The following is a 17,035-nucleotide window of genomic DNA, read 5'->3' as shown; positions in this document are numbered from 1 at the left end:
TGGCTCGGGTGGCTCTTTCACCGGAAGTATCTTTTGAAGATATCGAGGATGACAGCGAAGTGATTGAGACTTCAAAAACGTACAAAATTGATTTTGAAACAGGCAGGATGACGGGTGATATGATTTCAGGACTCGAAGCGGTCGAACAAATGGTTTACATGGCGCTGAGAACTGAGCGCTACGCATACGCCGTATACAGCCATAACATCGGAAATGAGCTGCAGGAGGTTCTTTCAGATCATGAAACGACCGACGCTTATAAAGAAATGGAGATACCGAGACTGATTGAGGAAGCCCTCATTTACGACGACCGAATTTCTGCGGTAACCGATTTCGAGATTGAGCGTCAAGGCGATGCCTTCCACGTGTCCTTTTCGGTTGAAACCGATGAAGGGACGTTGGAAATCGAGGAGGTGATAGGGGAAGATGTTTGAAAACCAGACATTTGAAGAGATCATGGAACGCATGCTTGAGCGGGTTTCAGATGAGATTGACAAGCGTGAAAACAGCGTTATTTGGAATGCGCTTGCCCCGGCAGCTGCCGAGCTGGCGCTTTCTTATATTTGGCTTGATCAAGTACTGAATTTGGTTTATGCGGATACGGCTGAAGGCGAATATTTGGACAGAAGGGCGGCTGAGGCCGGTCTTGAGCGCTATCGGGCGTCAAAAGCCATTTGGTCTGCGGCATTTACGGATGGAGTATCGGTTCCCCCCGGAACCCGTTTCTTTCTGGAAGACTTATATTTTACCATGCTCGAAGACGGCAAGCTGGAATGTGAAACAGCCGGGACAAAAGGAAACGCCAATTTTTCGGGGCGGCCTTTGCTTCCGCTCGATACCATTCCCGGACTTGAAAAAGCGGTTATGGGAAGCCTTGAAATTCCCGGCCGCGACGAGGAGACGGATGAATCCCTGTATGAAAGGTATTTGATCCGCGTCCGTAGGGAAGCGGTCAGCGCGAATCAGCTGCATTACAAACAATGGGCCGAAGAAGTGGACGGCGTCGGCAAAGCGAAGGTCTTTCCGCTGTGGAATGGCGAGGGAACCGTAAAAGTTGTCATTACAAACGCCAAAATGGAGCCAGCCTCTGACGCATTAATCGAAAGAGTCAAGCAGTATATCGATCCCGATCCAGGCAAAGGGGAAGGTATGGCGCCGATCGGAGCTTATACCGCAGTTGAAAGCGCGGTATGGAAAGACGTGAGCATATCTGCAAAAATCATACCTGAATCAGGCCGGACGATCGATGAGGCCAAACAGGAAATTGAAGAAAAAATCACAGAATTGTTTAAAGAAATGGCCTTTAAAGAAAGTGTCATCCGTCTCTCGCAGATCAACAATATGATCTATAAATCGTCCTCTGTCAGTGACTATTCGGAAGTCTTCATCAACGGGGAAGCGAAAAATCTGCAGTTGACAGAAACGGAAATTCCAAAGCTGGGGCAGGTGACCATCATTGAGCAAGATTGATGAAATGGCTTTTCATCTGCCGCCATACTTGACGGAAATCCGGGAGATTCAAGAAATTATAACGGCTGAAGCGCCTGAATTTGAAAGGCAAAATCAAGAGATTTTCGATATGACGGACCAGCTTTTCGTCACGACGGCCACATGGGGGCTGGACAGGTGGGAAAAGATTTTGAATGTCAGACGCGAGGCTTCAGACGGCGTCGATATTCGAAGGGCCCGTCTGTTAACCAAGATGTCCAATATTCCGCCGATTACAAGCCGCTCGATCGAGCGAGCGGTTAATGCTTTTTTAAAACAGCCGTCTGCCTCCGTCAGACTGACGGCCGGACGGTATCATTTTTTGCTGAGTGTAAACGGTGAAGATCTGCAGTTTATACCTTCGATCATTCAAACCGTCAATCATATGAAGCCCGCCCATTTGGCTTATACATTCCGGGGCGGGTTTCATTATGAATGTCGGCCGCCGAAAAGCGTTCATAACAGGCTCGTTTTAAGAAGTGAAAACGGCTTTTTCGGTACGATACCGGTCTATTTGGACGGACAGTATCTGCTTGATGATGCATTCTACTTGAACGGTTTTCGAGAAATCGACGGTCTGCCCCGCAGGTTTAAACAGCAGCTCACACTGCGCCACAAGAAGCGGCAAAACATTCGGTCCGCCTCGAGCTTTACAATGAAGGCGGCCGCTGAAAACCGGTGGAAACAGCAAGCAAAAGCAGGCATGAAAACCGGCATCAGCAATCAAAACAAACAGGTCCAATCCCTCAAAATCAGCTGCAAATGCGAGCATGAATTTAAGCAAGCAGGCGCGCTTGAAATGAGAGAGAAGTGGTGGACGCTAAACGGCGCATTTTTGCTCGACGGTACAAAGCAGCTGGCAGCAGCGGCGCAAAAAATCGCATTGTAAAGGAGAAATCAAAATGGCACAACAATTAACAGTGACAACGCTTTATGCAAGACAGCAAATGGCAAAAGCACGGGCTGAGGGCGGCAAGCTCACCAAAATCACAAAAATGGCTTTCGGAAACGGAGGTACAAACGATAAAGGCGAACCTGTTCCTCTACAGGGCAACGAACAGGCGCTGAAAAACGAACTCCTGCAAAAGGACATCGACAGCTTTGTCTTCATGGAGCCGGCGAAAGTCCGCTATACATGTACATTGAGAGAAAGCGAACTGGCAGGGGAAACGATCAACGAGCTCGCCCTTGTTGATGAAGCCGGAAAATTTACAGCGGTCAGAACGATGACAGATAAGCAAAAAGACGGCGACATCGAGTTCGTCTTTGAAATCGACGACATTTATTAAAGGAGCTGAAACAAGGTGGACATCCAAAAACCGAGACGCCCGGTTCCTGTTTTTTATCCTAAATAAGAAAACAAAATACACCAGAGTGGTGCCAAACAGAAATAAAAAAAATACAGCAATAGTCATCACAATTGAATGAGAGGCGAAGACAGGATGGATATAAAAAGACCAATGAGTTTTAAAACAACAGATCGGGCACATGCTGATCTTTTTAATAAAGTTGTCGATCAGCTCAATGAAAATGATCAACTGATTGCAAACTATATTGATGAGATCGATCAAAAAACAGCAACAAAAAAAGAGCTAGATTCACATGTAAAAGACAGCACACTGCATATTACTGAAAATGATCGACACAAATGGAATGAGAGTCAATTGTTTAATATTACTCAGGAAGATGGGCAAGGAAAAATTAATATTCGTGAAAATGAAGATTTTCATGTGGTTCTCCCGCAGCATACAGGGCTTATTCATTTTACGGCGGAGTCAGGGGCACTAAACGGCCCAGGGCCTTCTATCAGGGGAATTTGGACATGTAATCCTGAGGGAAATGAAGGACAAATTATCGCTTTTGACAGAGCAAATAAAACCTATCGAAAATCAATTTCGGGAGGCAAATGGACGGAATGGACGGAATTGGAAACTACGGAAGGGTCTCAAACAAAAGTAGATGCTCATGCGGACAACCCCGACCTTCATATTTCCGTCCAAGAACGTAAAAAATGGAGTAGCGGACAATTATACAAGTTAACGAATGATCAAGGTTCAAGGACAAGATTACAAGGTGGAGCAGATATTCTAAAACTGCCGACCGGATTTTATGTTGCATTAGGGAATGAGGTGCAAAATAACCCGGTCCAAGATAGTTCCTGGTTTACCTATGATGTCATTGAGGCTGATGCAGAACGAAAAACAATATATGCATGGCGTACTTATGATAATACATTATGGCATGGATCTGTTCATTCTGATGGAATTTTCAAGGGATGGAAGCGAATTATAACAGCTGCTGATTTAGAGCCATCATGGACCGAAGTTCCCCTTAAGAACGGAGCTTCCCATGGTGATCGAAAGGTGCGTTGTGGTTTAATGGGCGGACTTCTAATATTAGAGGGGGAAATTGTGACAAAAAGGGGTGTTGTTTTTGGGACACTTCCGGAAGCCTATCGGCCGTCAAAATTTCGAAGCAGAATTGTTCCGATTTTCGGTACCACAGGGATGACTAAGTTATATATTGAACCTGATGGAAATATGAGATTGGAAGGCCAGATTGCAGATAAACTTGAGAACATTACATCTTATGGTTTAGATGAAGTGATTCCCCTTTAAAAAGTAAGGGGTTATAAATTTCGATAACATACTTTTTTGTCAGCATAATAAATATCGAGGTACAAGTGTAAAGGGGGGATAAGAGATGGTGCAATCAAACGATATTTTTCAGAAAGAGATTACAGAATTAAAGTCCGGGCAAAAAATACTCGAAAAACGCGTCAGTACACTCGAAAGAACATCAGACCGCCACGATCAGCAAATCATCTCGATTAACGAAAAGCTGAACAAAATCGAAGAGAATACAACTTGGATCAAGCGCAGCATCACAGGCGCGATTATTACAGCGGTCAGCACCGGCATCATCGGCGGCGCGATCGCTGTTTTTTATAATTTATTGCAGAAATAAGGGAGGACATCATCATGAAACATATGGACAAAGGCACGGTCGTCAGGACGGTGCTTCTTTTTATTGCGCTGGTCAATCAGACGTTGATCATGTTTGGAAAGCCGGTTTTACCGGTCACAGAAGATCAGATTCATACATTGGCGGATGCCCTCTATTCAGCCGGGTCTGCGGCTTTTACGATCGCTGCATCGCTGATTGCCTGGTATAAGAACAACTATGTGACAAGCAAAGGGAAAATGCAAAAAGAAGTTTTACAGAAAAAAGGTTTAACGAAATGAAGCTGCTTTTCAGGCGGCTTCCTGAATTGCATTTGAAAAGGAATGATGAAGTTTGGTCAAAGTAATCAAGAACTTTGTAAAAATCAATCAATACACCCGTCCCGGGCTGAAGCTTGCGGCAGTCAAAGGAATTGTCATGCATTGGACGGCGACGCCCGGGGCTTCGGCTTTGAATGAGCGCAATTATTTCAATGGCACCTGCATTGCTGACAAGCGTTATGCATCGGCTCACTATTTTGTCGACCGTCATGAGGCGCAGCATATTATTCCCGATCATGAAGTCGCTTATCATGCGCATGATCAAAACCGCTGCTATGTCAGCTTCCTGAAGCCGAATGCCAATACCACGGCGCTCGGGGTTGAAATGTGCGTAGAAAAAGACGGTACTATCCATGAAGAGACGATTCGCAATGCGGCAGAGCTTGTAGCGGATTTGTGCAAGACATACGGTTTGTCCGCAGATCGGATTGTCCGCCATTACGATGTCACCAACAAAAGCTGTCCAACCCCGTGGGTGAGAGATGCCGGCCAATTGTCAGCTTTCCGTAAAAGAGTAGACGCCCTTTTGGGAACGAAAACCGTATCCGTGTCGGCTGCCTCTACCAGCCAGACAAGTTCGTCATCTGGCATCATACTCAAAAAAGGAATGTCAGGCGCTCATGTGAAAAAGCTGCAAACGCGCTTGATCGCGGCCGGCTTTTCGCTGCCTAAGTACGGGGCGGACGGAAGCTATGGAGACGAGACGGTGCAGGCGGTTGTTTCTTTACAAAAGAAAGCGGGAATTAAAGCCGACGGCATTTACGGCCCGTCAACTGAAAAAGCCCTCTCGGCCGCTGAAGCGTCAGCGGGCAGCAAGAGCAAAACGTGGACCCTCCCGGCCGGCATTTATAAGGTGAAAAACCCGCTGATGAAAGGAACGGCCGTCACACAAATCCAGACAGCCCTTGCGGCTCTTTATTATTACCCTGATAAAGGGGCCAAAAACAACGGGATCGACGGATACTACGGAGTGAAGACGGCAAATGCGGTGAAACGTTTTCAGTTGATGTACGGTTTGGGAGCGGACGGGATATACGGACCGAAAACAAAAGCGAAAATGATGGCCTTCTTGAAATAAAGGAACTTTTAAAGTTCCTTTATATTTTTGAAATTTTCGAAAAACATCTATTCCACAACCATACTTGTATGGTAGTATGGCAGAGAGGAGGTGAGAGTCATGACAATGAAACAATTAAACCCGCGTTCTGTCAGAGACCAAATCTATCAGATGCTGAAAGAAGAAATCATGAAGTTTCGGCTTGTGCCGGGTGAGCTGATATCGGAAAAAGAGATTTCAGAACGGTATGAAGTCAGCCGCACTCCGGTCAGAGAGGCTTTTTTGCAGCTATCGAGAGAAGGGCTTCTCGAAGTCTATCCGCAGAAAGGAACCCGCGTATCGCTCATCGATCTTGACCTGGTGGAGGAAGCGAGGTTTATGCGGGAAAACCTGGAAAAGGCTGTAGCTGAACTGGCGTGTGAAGACTTTCCTCAGGAAGCTATGTTTAAGTTGGAACAGAATGTGAAGATGCAGGAATTATCGATCGCACAGAAAAACTATGAAAGTTTGTTTGAATTAGATGAAGCCTTTCATCAGACGATTTTTGAAGGCTGTGGAAAAGCGAATGTTTGGGCTGCGATTCAGCAGATGAACGTTCCCTTCCAAAGAATCCGCTTTTTAAGGCTTGCCGCCGATTTTAACTGGAACACGATTCATCAGCAACACGCGGCATTAACAGAAGCGATTCAGACAAAACAGAAGGCAAAAGCCAAGGAGATTGCCGAAGAGCATTTGCAGCTGGTTATCGTCGATAAAGAGATGCTCGTTGATGAGTTTCCCGGTTATTTCAAAAAGTAAGCGTTTTAAAAGGAGTGGTGATGTGAAAGCTGCGGTGATGACGAAGCCTTTTTCGATTGAATTTCGCGACATTCCGCGTCCCGAACCGGCCAGCGGCGAAGTCCTTGTCAAGGTAAAAGCCGCCGGGATTTGCGGCAGTGATGTGCATTTTTACGACGGCTCAAATCCATATGCACAGTACCCTCAGATCTTTGGCCATGAGCTTGCAGGCATCATTGAAAAAACGGGGGCCGGTGTGAGGGAGCGATCCGCAGGCGAACGGGTTGTCATTGAACCGGCTATTCCGTGCGGAGGCTGCTACCCTTGTCGGAAAGGGAGGACAAACGCCTGTGTGAATATCGATATGATTGGGTCGGTTCGCAGAGGAGGGTTCGCTGATTTTATCATTGTTCCGGAAACGCATGTCCATCCGATTCCTGAGCAAATGGATTTTGCAACCGCTGCGTTGTGCGAGCCGTTTTCAATCGGAGCGCAGGCGGTTCGGCGGGCAGATATTCAAACAGGCGAAACGATTGTCATATTGGGAATGGGTCCGATCGGGTTAACGATTTTGGCACAGATTAAAAAGCGCTTTGACGTTCGTGTGATCACTGTCGATCCTGTAAGGGAAAGGCTTGAGCTTGCCGAGTCATTCGGTGCGGATGCCGTTATTCAGCCTGGTGAAGAGGATGCCGAGCAAATGATTCTGAAGCTGACAGACGGAGAAGGAGCGGGGATTGTGTTCGAAGCTGCCGGGATTCCCGCGACCATTGAGCAATCTGTCCATTTGGCAGCTGCTGCCGGGCGCATTGTTATTGTCGGCTTAACGGGGGAGAATGTGACGATTCCGGGTCTTCTTCTCACAAAGAAAGATATTGAAATTTATGGAACAAAACACAGCGTCAATCAATTTTCCGGCGTTATTCAATTTTTGAATGAAAACCCTGAAATAGCCCGGTCTTTTGTCACTGAGATCATGCCTTTTATGAAAATAGAAGAGGCGTTGAAAAAAGCGAAAAACTGTCCCCATCAGGTCACAAAGATCATTTTATCTTATTGAATCGGTGAGGAGGAAGTGTGATGAAAATGGTTTTCAGATGGTATGGAGAAGGAAACGACTCCGTCACCCTTGAGCAGATCAGGCAGATTCCCGGTGTAGAGGGCATCGTTTGGGCGCTTCACCATCAGCCGCCAGGTGAAGAATGGCCATTGGAAGAGATCTTAGAGGTGAAACGGCAGTGTGAACAGCACGGTTTTCACATTGAAGTCGTTGAAAGCGTTAACATTCATGAGGATATTAAGCTCGGGCTGCCGACGAGAGATCTGTATATTGAAAAATACAAGCGAACGATTGAAAATTTGGCCAAAGCCGGCGTAAAAGTGATCTGCTACAATTTTATGCCTGTATTTGACTGGCTGCGGACCGATTTATACAAAAAGGCTCCAGACGGTTCCACCGCTCTGTTTTATGAGCACGCAAAGGTGCACACAATCGACCCTTTTGCGCTTGTCGATCAAATCGCCAATCACCGCGAATTCACGATGCCCGGCTGGGAACCGGAGCGGCTGGAACATGTGACAAGGCTGTTTGAAGCCTATCAAAATGTGACGGAGGAGGATCTGTGGAGCCATCTTCACTATTTTCTTGAACACATCATTCCAACCGCCGCACGCTGCGGAATCAAAATGGCGATCCATCCCGATGATCCGCCGTGGCCGGTTTTCGGACTCCCGCGCATCATGACTTCAGGAAAACGCATCGGGCGGCTGCTTCAGCTTGTCGATCATCCGGCTAATGGCGTGACACTGTGCAGCGGTTCATTGGGGGCCAACCCCGAAAACGATCTTTCCGCCATGATCCATGCGTATGCCGACCGGATTCCATTTGCCCATATCCGAAACGTCAAAGTCTACGAAAACGGTGATTTTATCGAAACATCGCACAGAACAAAAGATGGCACCGTTGACATTTGCGGGATTGTCAAAGCCTATCATGAAACAGGTTTTTCAGGCTATGTGCGTCCGGATCACGGCCGCCACATCTGGGATGAAAAGTGCAGGCCAGGCTACGGTCTGTATGACAGGGCGCTCGGCATCATGTATTTATGGGGCATATGGGATTCGCTTAATAGAGAAAAACGGGAGGCTTCACAATGCTTGAAATCCATGAAAATTTAGCGGGAAAAACTGCGGTCATCACAGGCGGCAGCGGGGTGCTTTGCGGCGCGATGGCGAAAGAGCTCGGCCGGCAGGGTATGAATGTTGCCATTCTTAATCGAACCGTTGAAAAAGGAGAGCTCGTGGCCGAAGCTATTCGAAAAGCCGGCGGCGCAGCGATTGCCGTTGAGTGTGATGTCATCAATCAACAGAGCGTTGAACAGGCGAAACGTGTTGTGGCTGACCGATTCGGCGGCTGTGATCTATTGGTGAACGGGGCCGGCGGTAATCACCCCAATGGCACGACATCAGATGAAACATTCAACTCCGAGCACCTCTTCCAGGACAACATTAAGACATTATTTGATCTGAACTGCGATGATGTCGGTTCTGTTCTCAATTTAAACTTCCTCGGTTCTTTCATTCCAACACAGCAATTTGCAAAAATGATGCTGAATCAAAAAGGGGCATCCGTGATCAATATTTCTTCAATGAGCGCCCAAACCCCGATGACGAAAGTGCCTGCATACAGCGCGGCGAAAGCGGGCATCGACAATTTTACGAAATGGCTGGCCGTCTATCTGGCCGAAACGGGAATCAGGGTCAACGCCATTGCCCCGGGATTTTTCCTAACCAATCAAAATGAACGGCTTCTTCTTGATCAAAACGGCGAATTTACTGATAGAGCAAAGAAGATCATCTCTCACACCCCGATGAAGCGTTTCGGCAAACCGGAAGATTTGCTGGGGACGCTGCTTTGGCTGGCGGATGAGAATATGTCCGGGTTTGTTACCGGCATAACAGTGCCGGTAGATGGCGGATTTACTGCTTATGCCGGTGTCTAAAACGCGATAAAGGGGAGGCCGATACATGAAGCAGATTGTGTGTGAAAAGCCTTATCATTTTAAAATGACGGATGTGAAAATGCCGGAACTAAAGGATGGGGAAGCATTGGTCCGCATTAAACGGATCGGAATTTGCGGGACGGATTTTCACGCTTATTGCGGAAGACAGCCGTTTTTCTCTTATCCAAGAGTGCTCGGACACGAACTGTCCGGTGAAATTGTCAGCATCAATGATACCGGCGGAACGTTCAAGCCGGGCGATCAAGTGTCAATTATTCCTTATTTGGAATGCGGGACATGCATCGCCTGCCGGAACGGCCGGCCCAACTGCTGCGTGAATCTGAACGTCCTCGGTGTCCATACAGATGGGGGAATGCGGGAATACATAAATATCCCGGCAGACCACCTGATAAAAACAGAAGGATTGACGCTCAGCGAAGCCGCTGTCGTTGAATGTTTGAGCATCGGCGCCCACGCTGCAGAAAGGGCAAATATCAAAAAAGGGGAAACGGTGCTTGTCGTTGGAGCGGGGCCCATCGGACTCAGCGTGATGAAATTCGCAAAATTGAAGGGGGCGAAAATCATCGCGATGGATGTTAGAAAAGAGCGCCTCACGTTTAGCCGCGAATGGGCTGAAGCCGATGAAGTCGTATTAGCGGGAGAACATGCGGCAGAGGAGATCAAACGGTTGACGAACGGCGACTTTCCGACGGCTGTCTTTGACGCGACAGGGCATCTTGCATCGATGAACAGCGCTTATCAGTACGTCGCACACGGGGGACGGCTCATCTATGTCGGACTGATCAACGACCATCTGGCCATGCCCGATCCTGAAATCCACAAGCGGGAGCTGACGATTTTATCCAGCCGCAACGCATTAAGAAGCGATTTTGAGACGGTGATGAAAGCCATCAGGGATGGCGGAGCGGATGCGAACCGGTTTATTACCGGACAGATTGCGTTCCGCGATGTTGTTGACAGATTTCAATCAGCACTTGCTCCGGAAACCAATCCTGTGAAAGTGTTGATCCATCTGTAAGATCGCACAAAATGAAAGCGTTCTCTAAAACTGGAAAGAGGGGGTTGCCCATGTTTTCAAACGGCCGCGGGTTTGTCATCGTGATGCTTTTTTTGGCGGGAGTAATTAATTATTTGGATCGTTCGGCATTGTCTGTCGCTGCTCCTTTTATTCAGGAAGATTTGAACATACGTCCGGCGCAGATGGGCATGCTGTTCAGCAGTTTTTTCATCGGATATGCCATCTTTAATTTTATCGGCGGCTGGGCATCAGACAAATACGGAGCGAAACATACGCTGTCGGCCGCAATGGTCGTATGGTCGGTTTTCAGCGGCGCCATTGCACTGACATATAATTTCGTTTCACTGTTCATCATCCGCGTCATTTTCGGCATGGGGGAAGGTCCGCTGTCAGCAGCAACGAGCAAGTCGGTCAACAATTGGTTTCCGCAAAAAGAAAGAGCAAGAGCGCTCGGCATGACAATGTGCGGAACGCCGCTCGGCGGAGCCATTTCAGGTCCGATCGTCGGATTGATTGCCATCCATTGGGGGTGGAAAGCTTCCTTTGTGTTGATCATGATCATCGGGCTTGTCTGGACTTGGTTCTGGATAAAATTCATGAAAGATAAGCCGGATGATTCCCACAGTTTGTCCGCTGAAAAAGAAGTGCGTCCGAAAAAGGACACCCGCATCCCGCTGTCTTTTTATTTGAAGCAGCCGACCGTGCTGTTTACGGCATTCGCATTCTTTTCCTATAACTATATTTTGTTCTTTTTCTTAACGTGGTTTCCGAGCTATTTAACGACAGCCCGGGGGCTGAGCATTCACGATATGAGCGTTGCAACGATTATACCGTGGGTTGTCGGATTTCTAGGTCTTGCGCTTGGGGGATTTATTTCAGATTATCTGTTCAAGCTGACGGGCAAACAGATGTTTTCGAGAAAAGCCGTGCTTGTGTGCTGCCTTTTGGCTGCGGCGGTATGCATTGGATTTGCCGGGCTTGTCACTACCGCGTTTGGAGCTGTTGCACTTGTCGCACTATCGGTTTTCTTTTTGTATTTGACCGGCATCACATACTGGGCGATTATACAGGATATCGTTCATCCAGACAGGGTTGGGGGCGTGAGCGGATTCATGCATTTTCTTGCCAATACGTCCGGCATAATCGGTCCGACGGTTACAGGGTACATCGTCGAGTACACCGGGGCTTTCACAAGCGCTTTTTTGCTTGCGGGAGGGCTGGGCGGTGGCAGGTTCTATTTGCGTCGCTTTATTTGTGAAACCGATACGTTCTGAAAAGCTGCCTCAACCTGTTGGAGAAGGCGGACAGGGGCATCCTTTATGATGCTCCTGTAGACATGAAAATAACCCCCTTCTCAGCAGAGAAGGAGGGTGAAAGTGCAAGTTTCACGGTTTGTTTTTTCTTCTGTTCAGCGTTTTAATGATTTTCTCGCTTCTTCTTCTGAGAAGAGAGGTATAGTCCGATAGGCCAAATTTTGCGAAATCGACGTGTTTGACTTGTTTTTTCAGTTTTTTCACAGCATCACCTAATTCAGCGCTTTTAGTTGATTGGTTTATTGTATGTATGAAACGGGAAAACGGAATAAGGACGGGAGAAATTTTCCCGTCCTCGTTTAAGCTTTTTTTCTTTTATACTCGCCGATCAGCCGTTCGTTTTGCCGGAAAATCCGTTCGGTATGGGGGCTGACTTCGTATTTCGCGATATTGGTTTTGGATTGCTTTTTAAACATTTTAAAGGCGAGGCGCTTTTTTACGCTTTCCTGGTCTTGCTGAAAAGCAGGCTCCATCAGTCGTCACCTTCCTCTTCGTTTGGTAGCAGAAGATCATAGATGCTTGTTAAAGAAGTAAACAGGAGATAATCAAATTCTGTGACAAGGTCTTCTGAGGTTAACTTCATGACATAGTCAAAATCGTGGATGGAAAAAGGAATGAGGACCATTTTTCCGTTTTCTTCATAATAAACGTCTTTGCGCTCAAGCTTTTCTTGAACATCGAACCGGTTTTCCATATGCTCAAGCAAATGATCCTTGCTTTCTTCTGAATTATATTCGCAAAGTGCAGCGGATATATTCATTTTTTCGGCAAACCGTTTGATGAGCTTTTCGATGCCTTCTGCATACGCTTCTATATTTCCATAATAGATGTGGATCGGTTCGTTTTTCAATAGGTATTGAAACGTTTTCAGCCTGTTTTGATACGTGTGGAGGAGGTCGTTGTTTTCTTCGAGAAGCATTCTTGTGTCTGTCGCGAGTTCGGAGCTGCCGAGCTTTTTAAAGTAGGCGTTTAAGAAAATAAAAGCGTCTGTCAGCGTGAAAAAAACGGCAACGATCAGGTAATGAAGCGGGTTCGTGAAAATCGACTGCGGATCGTGCGTCCAATAAATCACGGCGCCGATAACATAAAGCAGGTACCACGTTTTTCGGATCGCGACCGTTTTTTCGGTGAGCTTTTTTTCAAAACACCACACGGCAGCCACGTACAGAGACAGCGCCAAAACAATGAGCCAAACAAGGAATTGATAAAATAGCAGCATAACTTGTTTCCCTCTTCCCGAGAAATAGTGCAGTTCCTATTCTATTGTTATGCCGGCTTTCTTTTAAACATGAAAACTCCCGTCCTAGATTCGGACGGGAGTGTGCTGATTAAAAGAATAAATCAAGTATGAAATAGGCAAATGCACCGATGGTTGCCGAAATGGGAAGGGTAATAACCCATGTGATCAACATCCGCTTTGCGGTGCCCCAGTTTACGCCTTTCACCCGGTGGGAGGCACCCACACCTAAAATGGATGAAGAAATGACGTGTGTCGTGCTGACAGGCAAATGGACGATCGTCGCACCAAAGATGATGAGGGCTCCAGTCAAATCTGCAGAGACACCATTGACGGGACGGATCTTCATGATTTTTCCGCCGACGGTTTTGATGATTTTCCAGCCGCCGACAGATGTTCCGAGACCCATGGCCGTGGCGCATGCAAACTGCACCCAGAACGGGATGTCGGTTGTACTGTGCAAGTTACCCGCAATTAAAGCCATCGTAATGATACCCATCGCTTTCTGTGCATCGTTCGTGCCGTGCGTATAGGACTGAATGGCAGCTGTCGCGATTTGAACGCGCCGGAACCGCTTATTCGTTTTTGCCAGATTGCTGTTCTTAAAAATGACTTTGACGATGCTGTAGATCAAATATCCTAAAACAAACGCCAAAATGGGCGATAATATAAGTGCTTCGATAATTTTAATAAATCCGTGGTATTTAATCGCGGCGAATCCTTCCGATGCGATGACAGCTCCGGCAATCGCTCCGATGATCGCGTGGGAAGAGCTGCTGGGAATTCCGAAATACCAGGTCACTAGGTTCCATGTAATGCCGGCGATAAGAGCTGCAAGGATCACGACCGATCCGTTTTCCAGCTTGAAAGGGTCGGCGATGTCGCTCGTAATTGTTTTCGCTACGCCTGTAAACGTCATGGCGCCGGCGAAGTTCATGACAGCGGCCATAATGATGGCGTGCCTTGGTTTTAACGCTTTTGTCGATACCGAGGTGGCGATCGCATTTGCCGTATCATGAAAGCCGTTGATAAAGTCAAATGCCAAAGCAAAGATGACAATCAATATGGTTAATACAAATAAAAGATCCATTATAATCCCTCGTTACGCATTTTTCATTATGATGGTTTCTAAATTGTTTGCTACACTTTGGCATGAATCTGCGATTTCTTCAAGCGTCTCATAGATTTCTCTGTACTGGATCACTTTAATCGGATCTGTCTCTTTACCGAAAAGATTTTTCAGCGATTTGCGGTGCAGGTTATCGCAGTTATGTTCGTATTCTTTAATTTTAATGGCGTGCGGCTGAATTTCTTTCAGGCGATTTTCCGCCAGCAATTCAATCGTCACCAGAATTTCTTTTGCGCATTCTCTGATATAGCCGCTGAATTTATCAATATGCTCATCTGAAGATGTGATCGAGAATATTTCCATCATGGCCGAAAAGTGCTCGATGCCGTCGAGTACATCATCGAGACTGTTTGTAAGCTGAAGGATGTCCTCGCGTTCGATCGGCGTGATAAATGCTTTGTTCAGCTCCTTAATCATCGTATGTACATAATTATCTCCTTTTGTCTCATACTCTTTTAAGGTATCCGCGAATTCTTTAAGGGTTGTCTGATTCGTCACTTTATAGTTAACAAAATACTCAGCTGTTTCATCTAAATTTTTTGCAATTTCCGTCAAAAGCACGGAAAACTTGTCCTTTTTTCTTTTCAACATTTGTAACCCTCCATTGTTTAAATGAGACAATGCACACATCAAAATATTATATAACTTTTTGTCGAAAAAAAACAGGTGCAGTCGAAAAAAACCATTTAATTTTAAAATCTTCACACCTTTTAGTTGGGCGCAAGCACCAACTGCCAGCCGGGATTTTATGATGATAATAGGCGGTTTATCCTTTTATATCATTGTGCCAAAAGGACGAATGACAGGATTTTTTTATAGATTTTAGGAGTTTAGGTTCAAAAAAATAGAAAATTGAGAGTTTTCCTTATTTTCAGTTCATTTTCCTGTTATAGTAGTAATAAACTGGAAAGGAAGGTGATCTGATGAGACGGTTAGCTTTCTTAGTTGTTGCGTTTTGCTTGGCGGTTGGTTGCTTTTTCAGTCCGGTCTCGAAAGCAGAAGGGGTCATGAGCGGCGGAGATGGTGATAAAGTCGCCGTCGGAAAAGACGGTATGGTGGCTACGGCCCATCCGCTTGCATCAAAAATCGGAGCCGAAGTTTTGAAAAAGGGCGGGAATGCCATTGATGCAGCTATTGCGATCCAGTACGCACTGAATGTAACAGAGCCGATGATGTCGGGAATCGGCGGCGGCGGGTTCATGATGGTCTACGATGGTGAGACGAAGGAAACGTCGATCATCAACAGCAGGGAGCGTGCTCCAGAGGGTGCCAAACCTGACATGTTTTTGGATGAAGACGGAAAGGTTATTCCTTTTTCAGAAAGGTCGAGACACGGAAATGCGGTCGGTGTGCCGGGAACGCTGAAAGGGCTGGAAGCAGCGCATAAAAAGTGGGGAACAAAGAAAATGGAAGACTTGATCTCGCCTTCCATTAAGCTTGCAGAAGAAGGGTTTCCAATCGATTCGGTTTTAGCTGACGCGATAAAGAACCATCAGGACAAGCTGAGCAAAACGGCCGCAAAGGATATTTTCCTTCCGGACGGTGAACCTTTGAAAGAAGGCGATACCCTCGTACAAAAGGATTTGGCCAAGACGTTTAAATTAATACGGAAAGAAGGGTCAAAAGCCTTTTATGATGGAGAAATCGGCCGGGCGATTGCAGATGTTGTGCAGGATTTCGGGGGTTCGATGACACCTGATGACCTGTCCCGTTATGAGGTCACAACAGATAAGCCGATCTGGGGCGAGTACCACGGCTATGATATTGCAAGCATGCCTCCTCCAAGCTCAGGCGGAGTGTTCATGCTGCAGATGCTGAAATTGATTGATGATTTTCATTTATCGCAATACGATCCAAAATCGTTTGAAAAATATCATCTGCTCGCGGAAACGATGCACCTCTCCTATGCGGACAGGGCGGCATATGCGGGCGATCCGGAATTTGTCGATGTTCCGCTGAAAGGGCTGCTCGATCCCGATTATATTAAGGAGCGGCAGCAGCTGATTAGCCTTGATTCGATGAACCGCGATGTGAAAGCGGGCGATCCTTGGAAATACGAAGCGGGAGAGCCGAATTATGAAATCGTGCCTCAGCCTGAAGATAAAACGATCGGGGAGACGACGCATTTTACCGTCACGGATCAGTGGGGCAATGTTGTCTCTTATACGACAACGATTGAACAGCTTTTTGGAACGGGGATTTTAGTGCCCGGGTACGGACTGTTTTTAAACAATGAACTGACCGATTTTGATGCGGTTCCAGGCGGAGCCAACGAAGTGCAGCCGAATAAAAGGCCGCTTTCAAGCATGACGCCGACGATCGTGTTTAAAGACGAAAAACCGGTGCTGACTGTCGGTTCCCCGGGCGGAACGACGATCATTGCTTCCGTTTTCCAGACGATCTTGAATTATTTTGAGTACGGCATGAGCCTTCAGGATGCGATTGAAGAGCCGAGAATCTATACGAACAGCCTGACTTCGTACCGCTATGAATCCGGAATGCCGAAGGATGTCAGACTGAAGCTCAATGACTTCGGCCACAGATTCGGCGCGAATCCGGTTGATATCGGCAATGTCCAAAGCATTTTCATTGACCGGGAGAACAAAACATTTATGGGGGTTGCCGATTCGAGCAGAAACGGGACGGCGGTCGGCGTCAACATTAAGACATCGGCTAAATAGCAGAGCAAGGCTTGGTCTAAGGCTTTTA

The 17,035-nt window shown here is 46.8% G+C and carries 19 protein-coding genes and 1 pseudogene; 15 read left to right on the top strand and 5 right to left on the bottom strand.

What is annotated here, in order from left to right; genetic code table 11:
* Positions 1-8: 8 nt before the first annotated feature.
* The 14 genes and pseudogenes from H2R00_RS08295 (at position 9) to H2R00_RS08230 (ending at position 11,970) form a co-directional block, all read left to right on the top strand.
* On the top strand, positions 9-434 hold the full coding sequence (locus tag H2R00_RS08295; protein WP_043925288.1) for a DUF2634 domain-containing protein: 426 nt from the start codon (positions 9-11) through the stop codon (positions 432-434).
* Positions 427-1,470 carry a baseplate J/gp47 family protein gene (locus H2R00_RS08290; protein WP_182070825.1) on the top strand — a complete coding sequence of 348 codons (1,044 nt, stop codon included), beginning with the start codon at positions 427-429 and terminating at the stop codon, positions 1,468-1,470. The genes H2R00_RS08295 and H2R00_RS08290 overlap by 8 nt, the downstream gene beginning before the upstream one ends.
* Entirely contained in the window at positions 1,457-2,377 is a 921-nt protein-coding gene (locus H2R00_RS08285) for a YmfQ family protein (RefSeq protein ID WP_182070824.1), read from the top strand. Before H2R00_RS08290 ends, H2R00_RS08285 begins: the two co-directional genes overlap by 14 nt.
* A gap of 13 nt (positions 2,378-2,390) precedes the next feature.
* Positions 2,391-2,777, top strand: a complete 387-nt coding sequence (locus H2R00_RS08280; protein ID WP_182070823.1) for a phage tail-collar fiber domain-containing protein — start codon at positions 2,391-2,393, stop codon at positions 2,775-2,777.
* Between the two features lie 153 nt (positions 2,778-2,930).
* On the top strand, positions 2,931-4,106 hold the full coding sequence (locus H2R00_RS08275) for an XkdV family phage structural protein (protein WP_182070822.1): 1,176 nt from the start codon (positions 2,931-2,933) through the stop codon (positions 4,104-4,106).
* 85 nt (positions 4,107-4,191) lie between these two features.
* On the top strand, positions 4,192-4,455 hold the full coding sequence (locus tag H2R00_RS08270; protein WP_176275900.1) for a hemolysin XhlA family protein: 264 nt from the start codon (positions 4,192-4,194) through the stop codon (positions 4,453-4,455).
* A 14-nt stretch (positions 4,456-4,469) separates the two neighbouring features.
* A complete protein-coding gene (locus H2R00_RS08265; RefSeq protein ID WP_154994969.1) occupies positions 4,470-4,733 on the top strand; it encodes a phage holin in 264 nt (87 codons plus the stop codon).
* 52 nt (positions 4,734-4,785) lie between these two features.
* A complete protein-coding gene (locus H2R00_RS08260) occupies positions 4,786-5,850 on the top strand; it encodes a peptidoglycan recognition protein family protein (RefSeq protein WP_182070821.1) in 1,065 nt (354 codons plus the stop codon).
* 99 nt (positions 5,851-5,949) lie between these two features.
* A complete protein-coding gene (locus H2R00_RS08255) occupies positions 5,950-6,627 on the top strand; it encodes a GntR family transcriptional regulator (RefSeq protein WP_182070820.1) in 678 nt (225 codons plus the stop codon).
* A gap of 22 nt (positions 6,628-6,649) precedes the next feature.
* The gene (locus H2R00_RS08250; protein ID WP_182070819.1) at positions 6,650-7,666 is read left to right on the top strand and encodes a zinc-binding alcohol dehydrogenase family protein; all 1,017 of its coding nucleotides are present in this window, start codon (positions 6,650-6,652) and stop codon (positions 7,664-7,666) included.
* A 20-nt stretch (positions 7,667-7,686) separates the two neighbouring features.
* The gene (gene uxuA / locus H2R00_RS08245; RefSeq protein WP_182070818.1) at positions 7,687-8,784 is read left to right on the top strand and encodes a mannonate dehydratase; all 1,098 of its coding nucleotides are present in this window, start codon (positions 7,687-7,689) and stop codon (positions 8,782-8,784) included.
* Positions 8,760-9,608: an SDR family oxidoreductase gene (locus tag H2R00_RS08240; RefSeq protein WP_182070817.1), complete on the top strand. Its 849-nt coding sequence runs from the start codon at positions 8,760-8,762 to the stop codon at positions 9,606-9,608. Before uxuA ends, H2R00_RS08240 begins: the two co-directional genes overlap by 25 nt.
* Before the next feature lie 25 nt (positions 9,609-9,633).
* Positions 9,634-10,647, top strand: a complete 1,014-nt coding sequence (locus tag H2R00_RS08235; RefSeq protein WP_182070816.1) for a zinc-binding alcohol dehydrogenase family protein — start codon at positions 9,634-9,636, stop codon at positions 10,645-10,647.
* Between the two features lie 50 nt (positions 10,648-10,697).
* A pseudogene (locus H2R00_RS08230) lies at positions 10,698-11,970 on the top strand (MFS transporter).
* 62 nt (positions 11,971-12,032) lie between these two features.
* Here H2R00_RS08230 and H2R00_RS21210 read toward each other — a convergent pair.
* From H2R00_RS21210 to H2R00_RS08210, 5 genes are all read right to left on the bottom strand, one after another.
* Entirely contained in the window at positions 12,033-12,164 is a 132-nt protein-coding gene (locus H2R00_RS21210; RefSeq protein ID WP_003180875.1) for a hypothetical protein, read from the bottom strand.
* A 95-nt stretch (positions 12,165-12,259) separates the two neighbouring features.
* The gene (locus H2R00_RS08225; protein ID WP_043925301.1) at positions 12,260-12,433 is read right to left on the bottom strand and encodes a type II toxin-antitoxin system SpoIISB family antitoxin; all 174 of its coding nucleotides are present in this window, start codon (positions 12,431-12,433) and stop codon (positions 12,260-12,262) included.
* Entirely contained in the window at positions 12,433-13,179 is a 747-nt protein-coding gene (locus tag H2R00_RS08220; RefSeq protein WP_154994986.1) for a type II toxin-antitoxin system SpoIISA family toxin, read from the bottom strand. Before H2R00_RS08220 ends, H2R00_RS08225 begins: the two co-directional genes overlap by 1 nt.
* Before the next feature lie 109 nt (positions 13,180-13,288).
* Entirely contained in the window at positions 13,289-14,287 is a 999-nt protein-coding gene (locus H2R00_RS08215; protein ID WP_075753239.1) for an inorganic phosphate transporter, read from the bottom strand.
* 12 nt (positions 14,288-14,299) lie between these two features.
* Positions 14,300-14,917 (bottom strand): DUF47 domain-containing protein, encoded by a 618-nt coding sequence (locus H2R00_RS08210; RefSeq protein WP_003180884.1) that lies wholly within the window; start codon positions 14,915-14,917, stop codon positions 14,300-14,302.
* Between the two features lie 332 nt (positions 14,918-15,249).
* Here H2R00_RS08210 and ggt point away from each other — a divergent pair, with 332 nt between their 5' ends.
* A complete protein-coding gene (gene ggt / locus H2R00_RS08205; RefSeq protein WP_154994988.1) occupies positions 15,250-17,007 on the top strand; it encodes a gamma-glutamyltransferase in 1,758 nt (585 codons plus the stop codon).
* Positions 17,008-17,035: the final 28 nt, after the last annotated feature.

The organism is Bacillus haynesii (assembly GCF_014042035.1).
GTDB classification, from domain to species: Bacteria; Bacillota; Bacilli; order Bacillales; family Bacillaceae; genus Bacillus; species Bacillus haynesii.
This window is presented reverse-complemented; position numbering and strand designations above follow the sequence as displayed.

Coding starts and splice junctions, on each gene's coding strand:
- H2R00_RS08290 (WP_182070825.1), top strand. CDS start 427: ATGTTTGAAAACCAGACATTTGAAGAGATCATGGAACGCATGCTTGAG.
- H2R00_RS08280 (WP_182070823.1), top strand. CDS start 2,391: ATGGCACAACAATTAACAGTGACAACGCTTTATGCAAGACAGCAAATG.
- H2R00_RS08275 (WP_182070822.1), top strand. CDS start 2,931: ATGGATATAAAAAGACCAATGAGTTTTAAAACAACAGATCGGGCACAT.
- H2R00_RS08270 (WP_176275900.1), top strand. CDS start 4,192: ATGGTGCAATCAAACGATATTTTTCAGAAAGAGATTACAGAATTAAAG.
- H2R00_RS08265 (WP_154994969.1), top strand. CDS start 4,470: ATGAAACATATGGACAAAGGCACGGTCGTCAGGACGGTGCTTCTTTTT.
- H2R00_RS08255 (WP_182070820.1), top strand. CDS start 5,950: ATGACAATGAAACAATTAAACCCGCGTTCTGTCAGAGACCAAATCTAT.
- uxuA (WP_182070818.1), top strand. CDS start 7,687: ATGAAAATGGTTTTCAGATGGTATGGAGAAGGAAACGACTCCGTCACC.
- H2R00_RS08240 (WP_182070817.1), top strand. CDS start 8,760: ATGCTTGAAATCCATGAAAATTTAGCGGGAAAAACTGCGGTCATCACA.
- H2R00_RS08235 (WP_182070816.1), top strand. CDS start 9,634: ATGAAGCAGATTGTGTGTGAAAAGCCTTATCATTTTAAAATGACGGAT.
- H2R00_RS08225 (WP_043925301.1), bottom strand. CDS start 12,433: ATGGAGCCTGCTTTTCAGCAAGACCAGGAAAGCGTAAAAAAGCGCCTC.
- H2R00_RS08220 (WP_154994986.1), bottom strand. CDS start 13,179: ATGCTGCTATTTTATCAATTCCTTGTTTGGCTCATTGTTTTGGCGCTG.
- H2R00_RS08215 (WP_075753239.1), bottom strand. CDS start 14,287: ATGGATCTTTTATTTGTATTAACCATATTGATTGTCATCTTTGCTTTG.
- H2R00_RS08210 (WP_003180884.1), bottom strand. CDS start 14,917: ATGTTGAAAAGAAAAAAGGACAAGTTTTCCGTGCTTTTGACGGAAATT.
- ggt (WP_154994988.1), top strand. CDS start 15,250: ATGAGACGGTTAGCTTTCTTAGTTGTTGCGTTTTGCTTGGCGGTTGGT.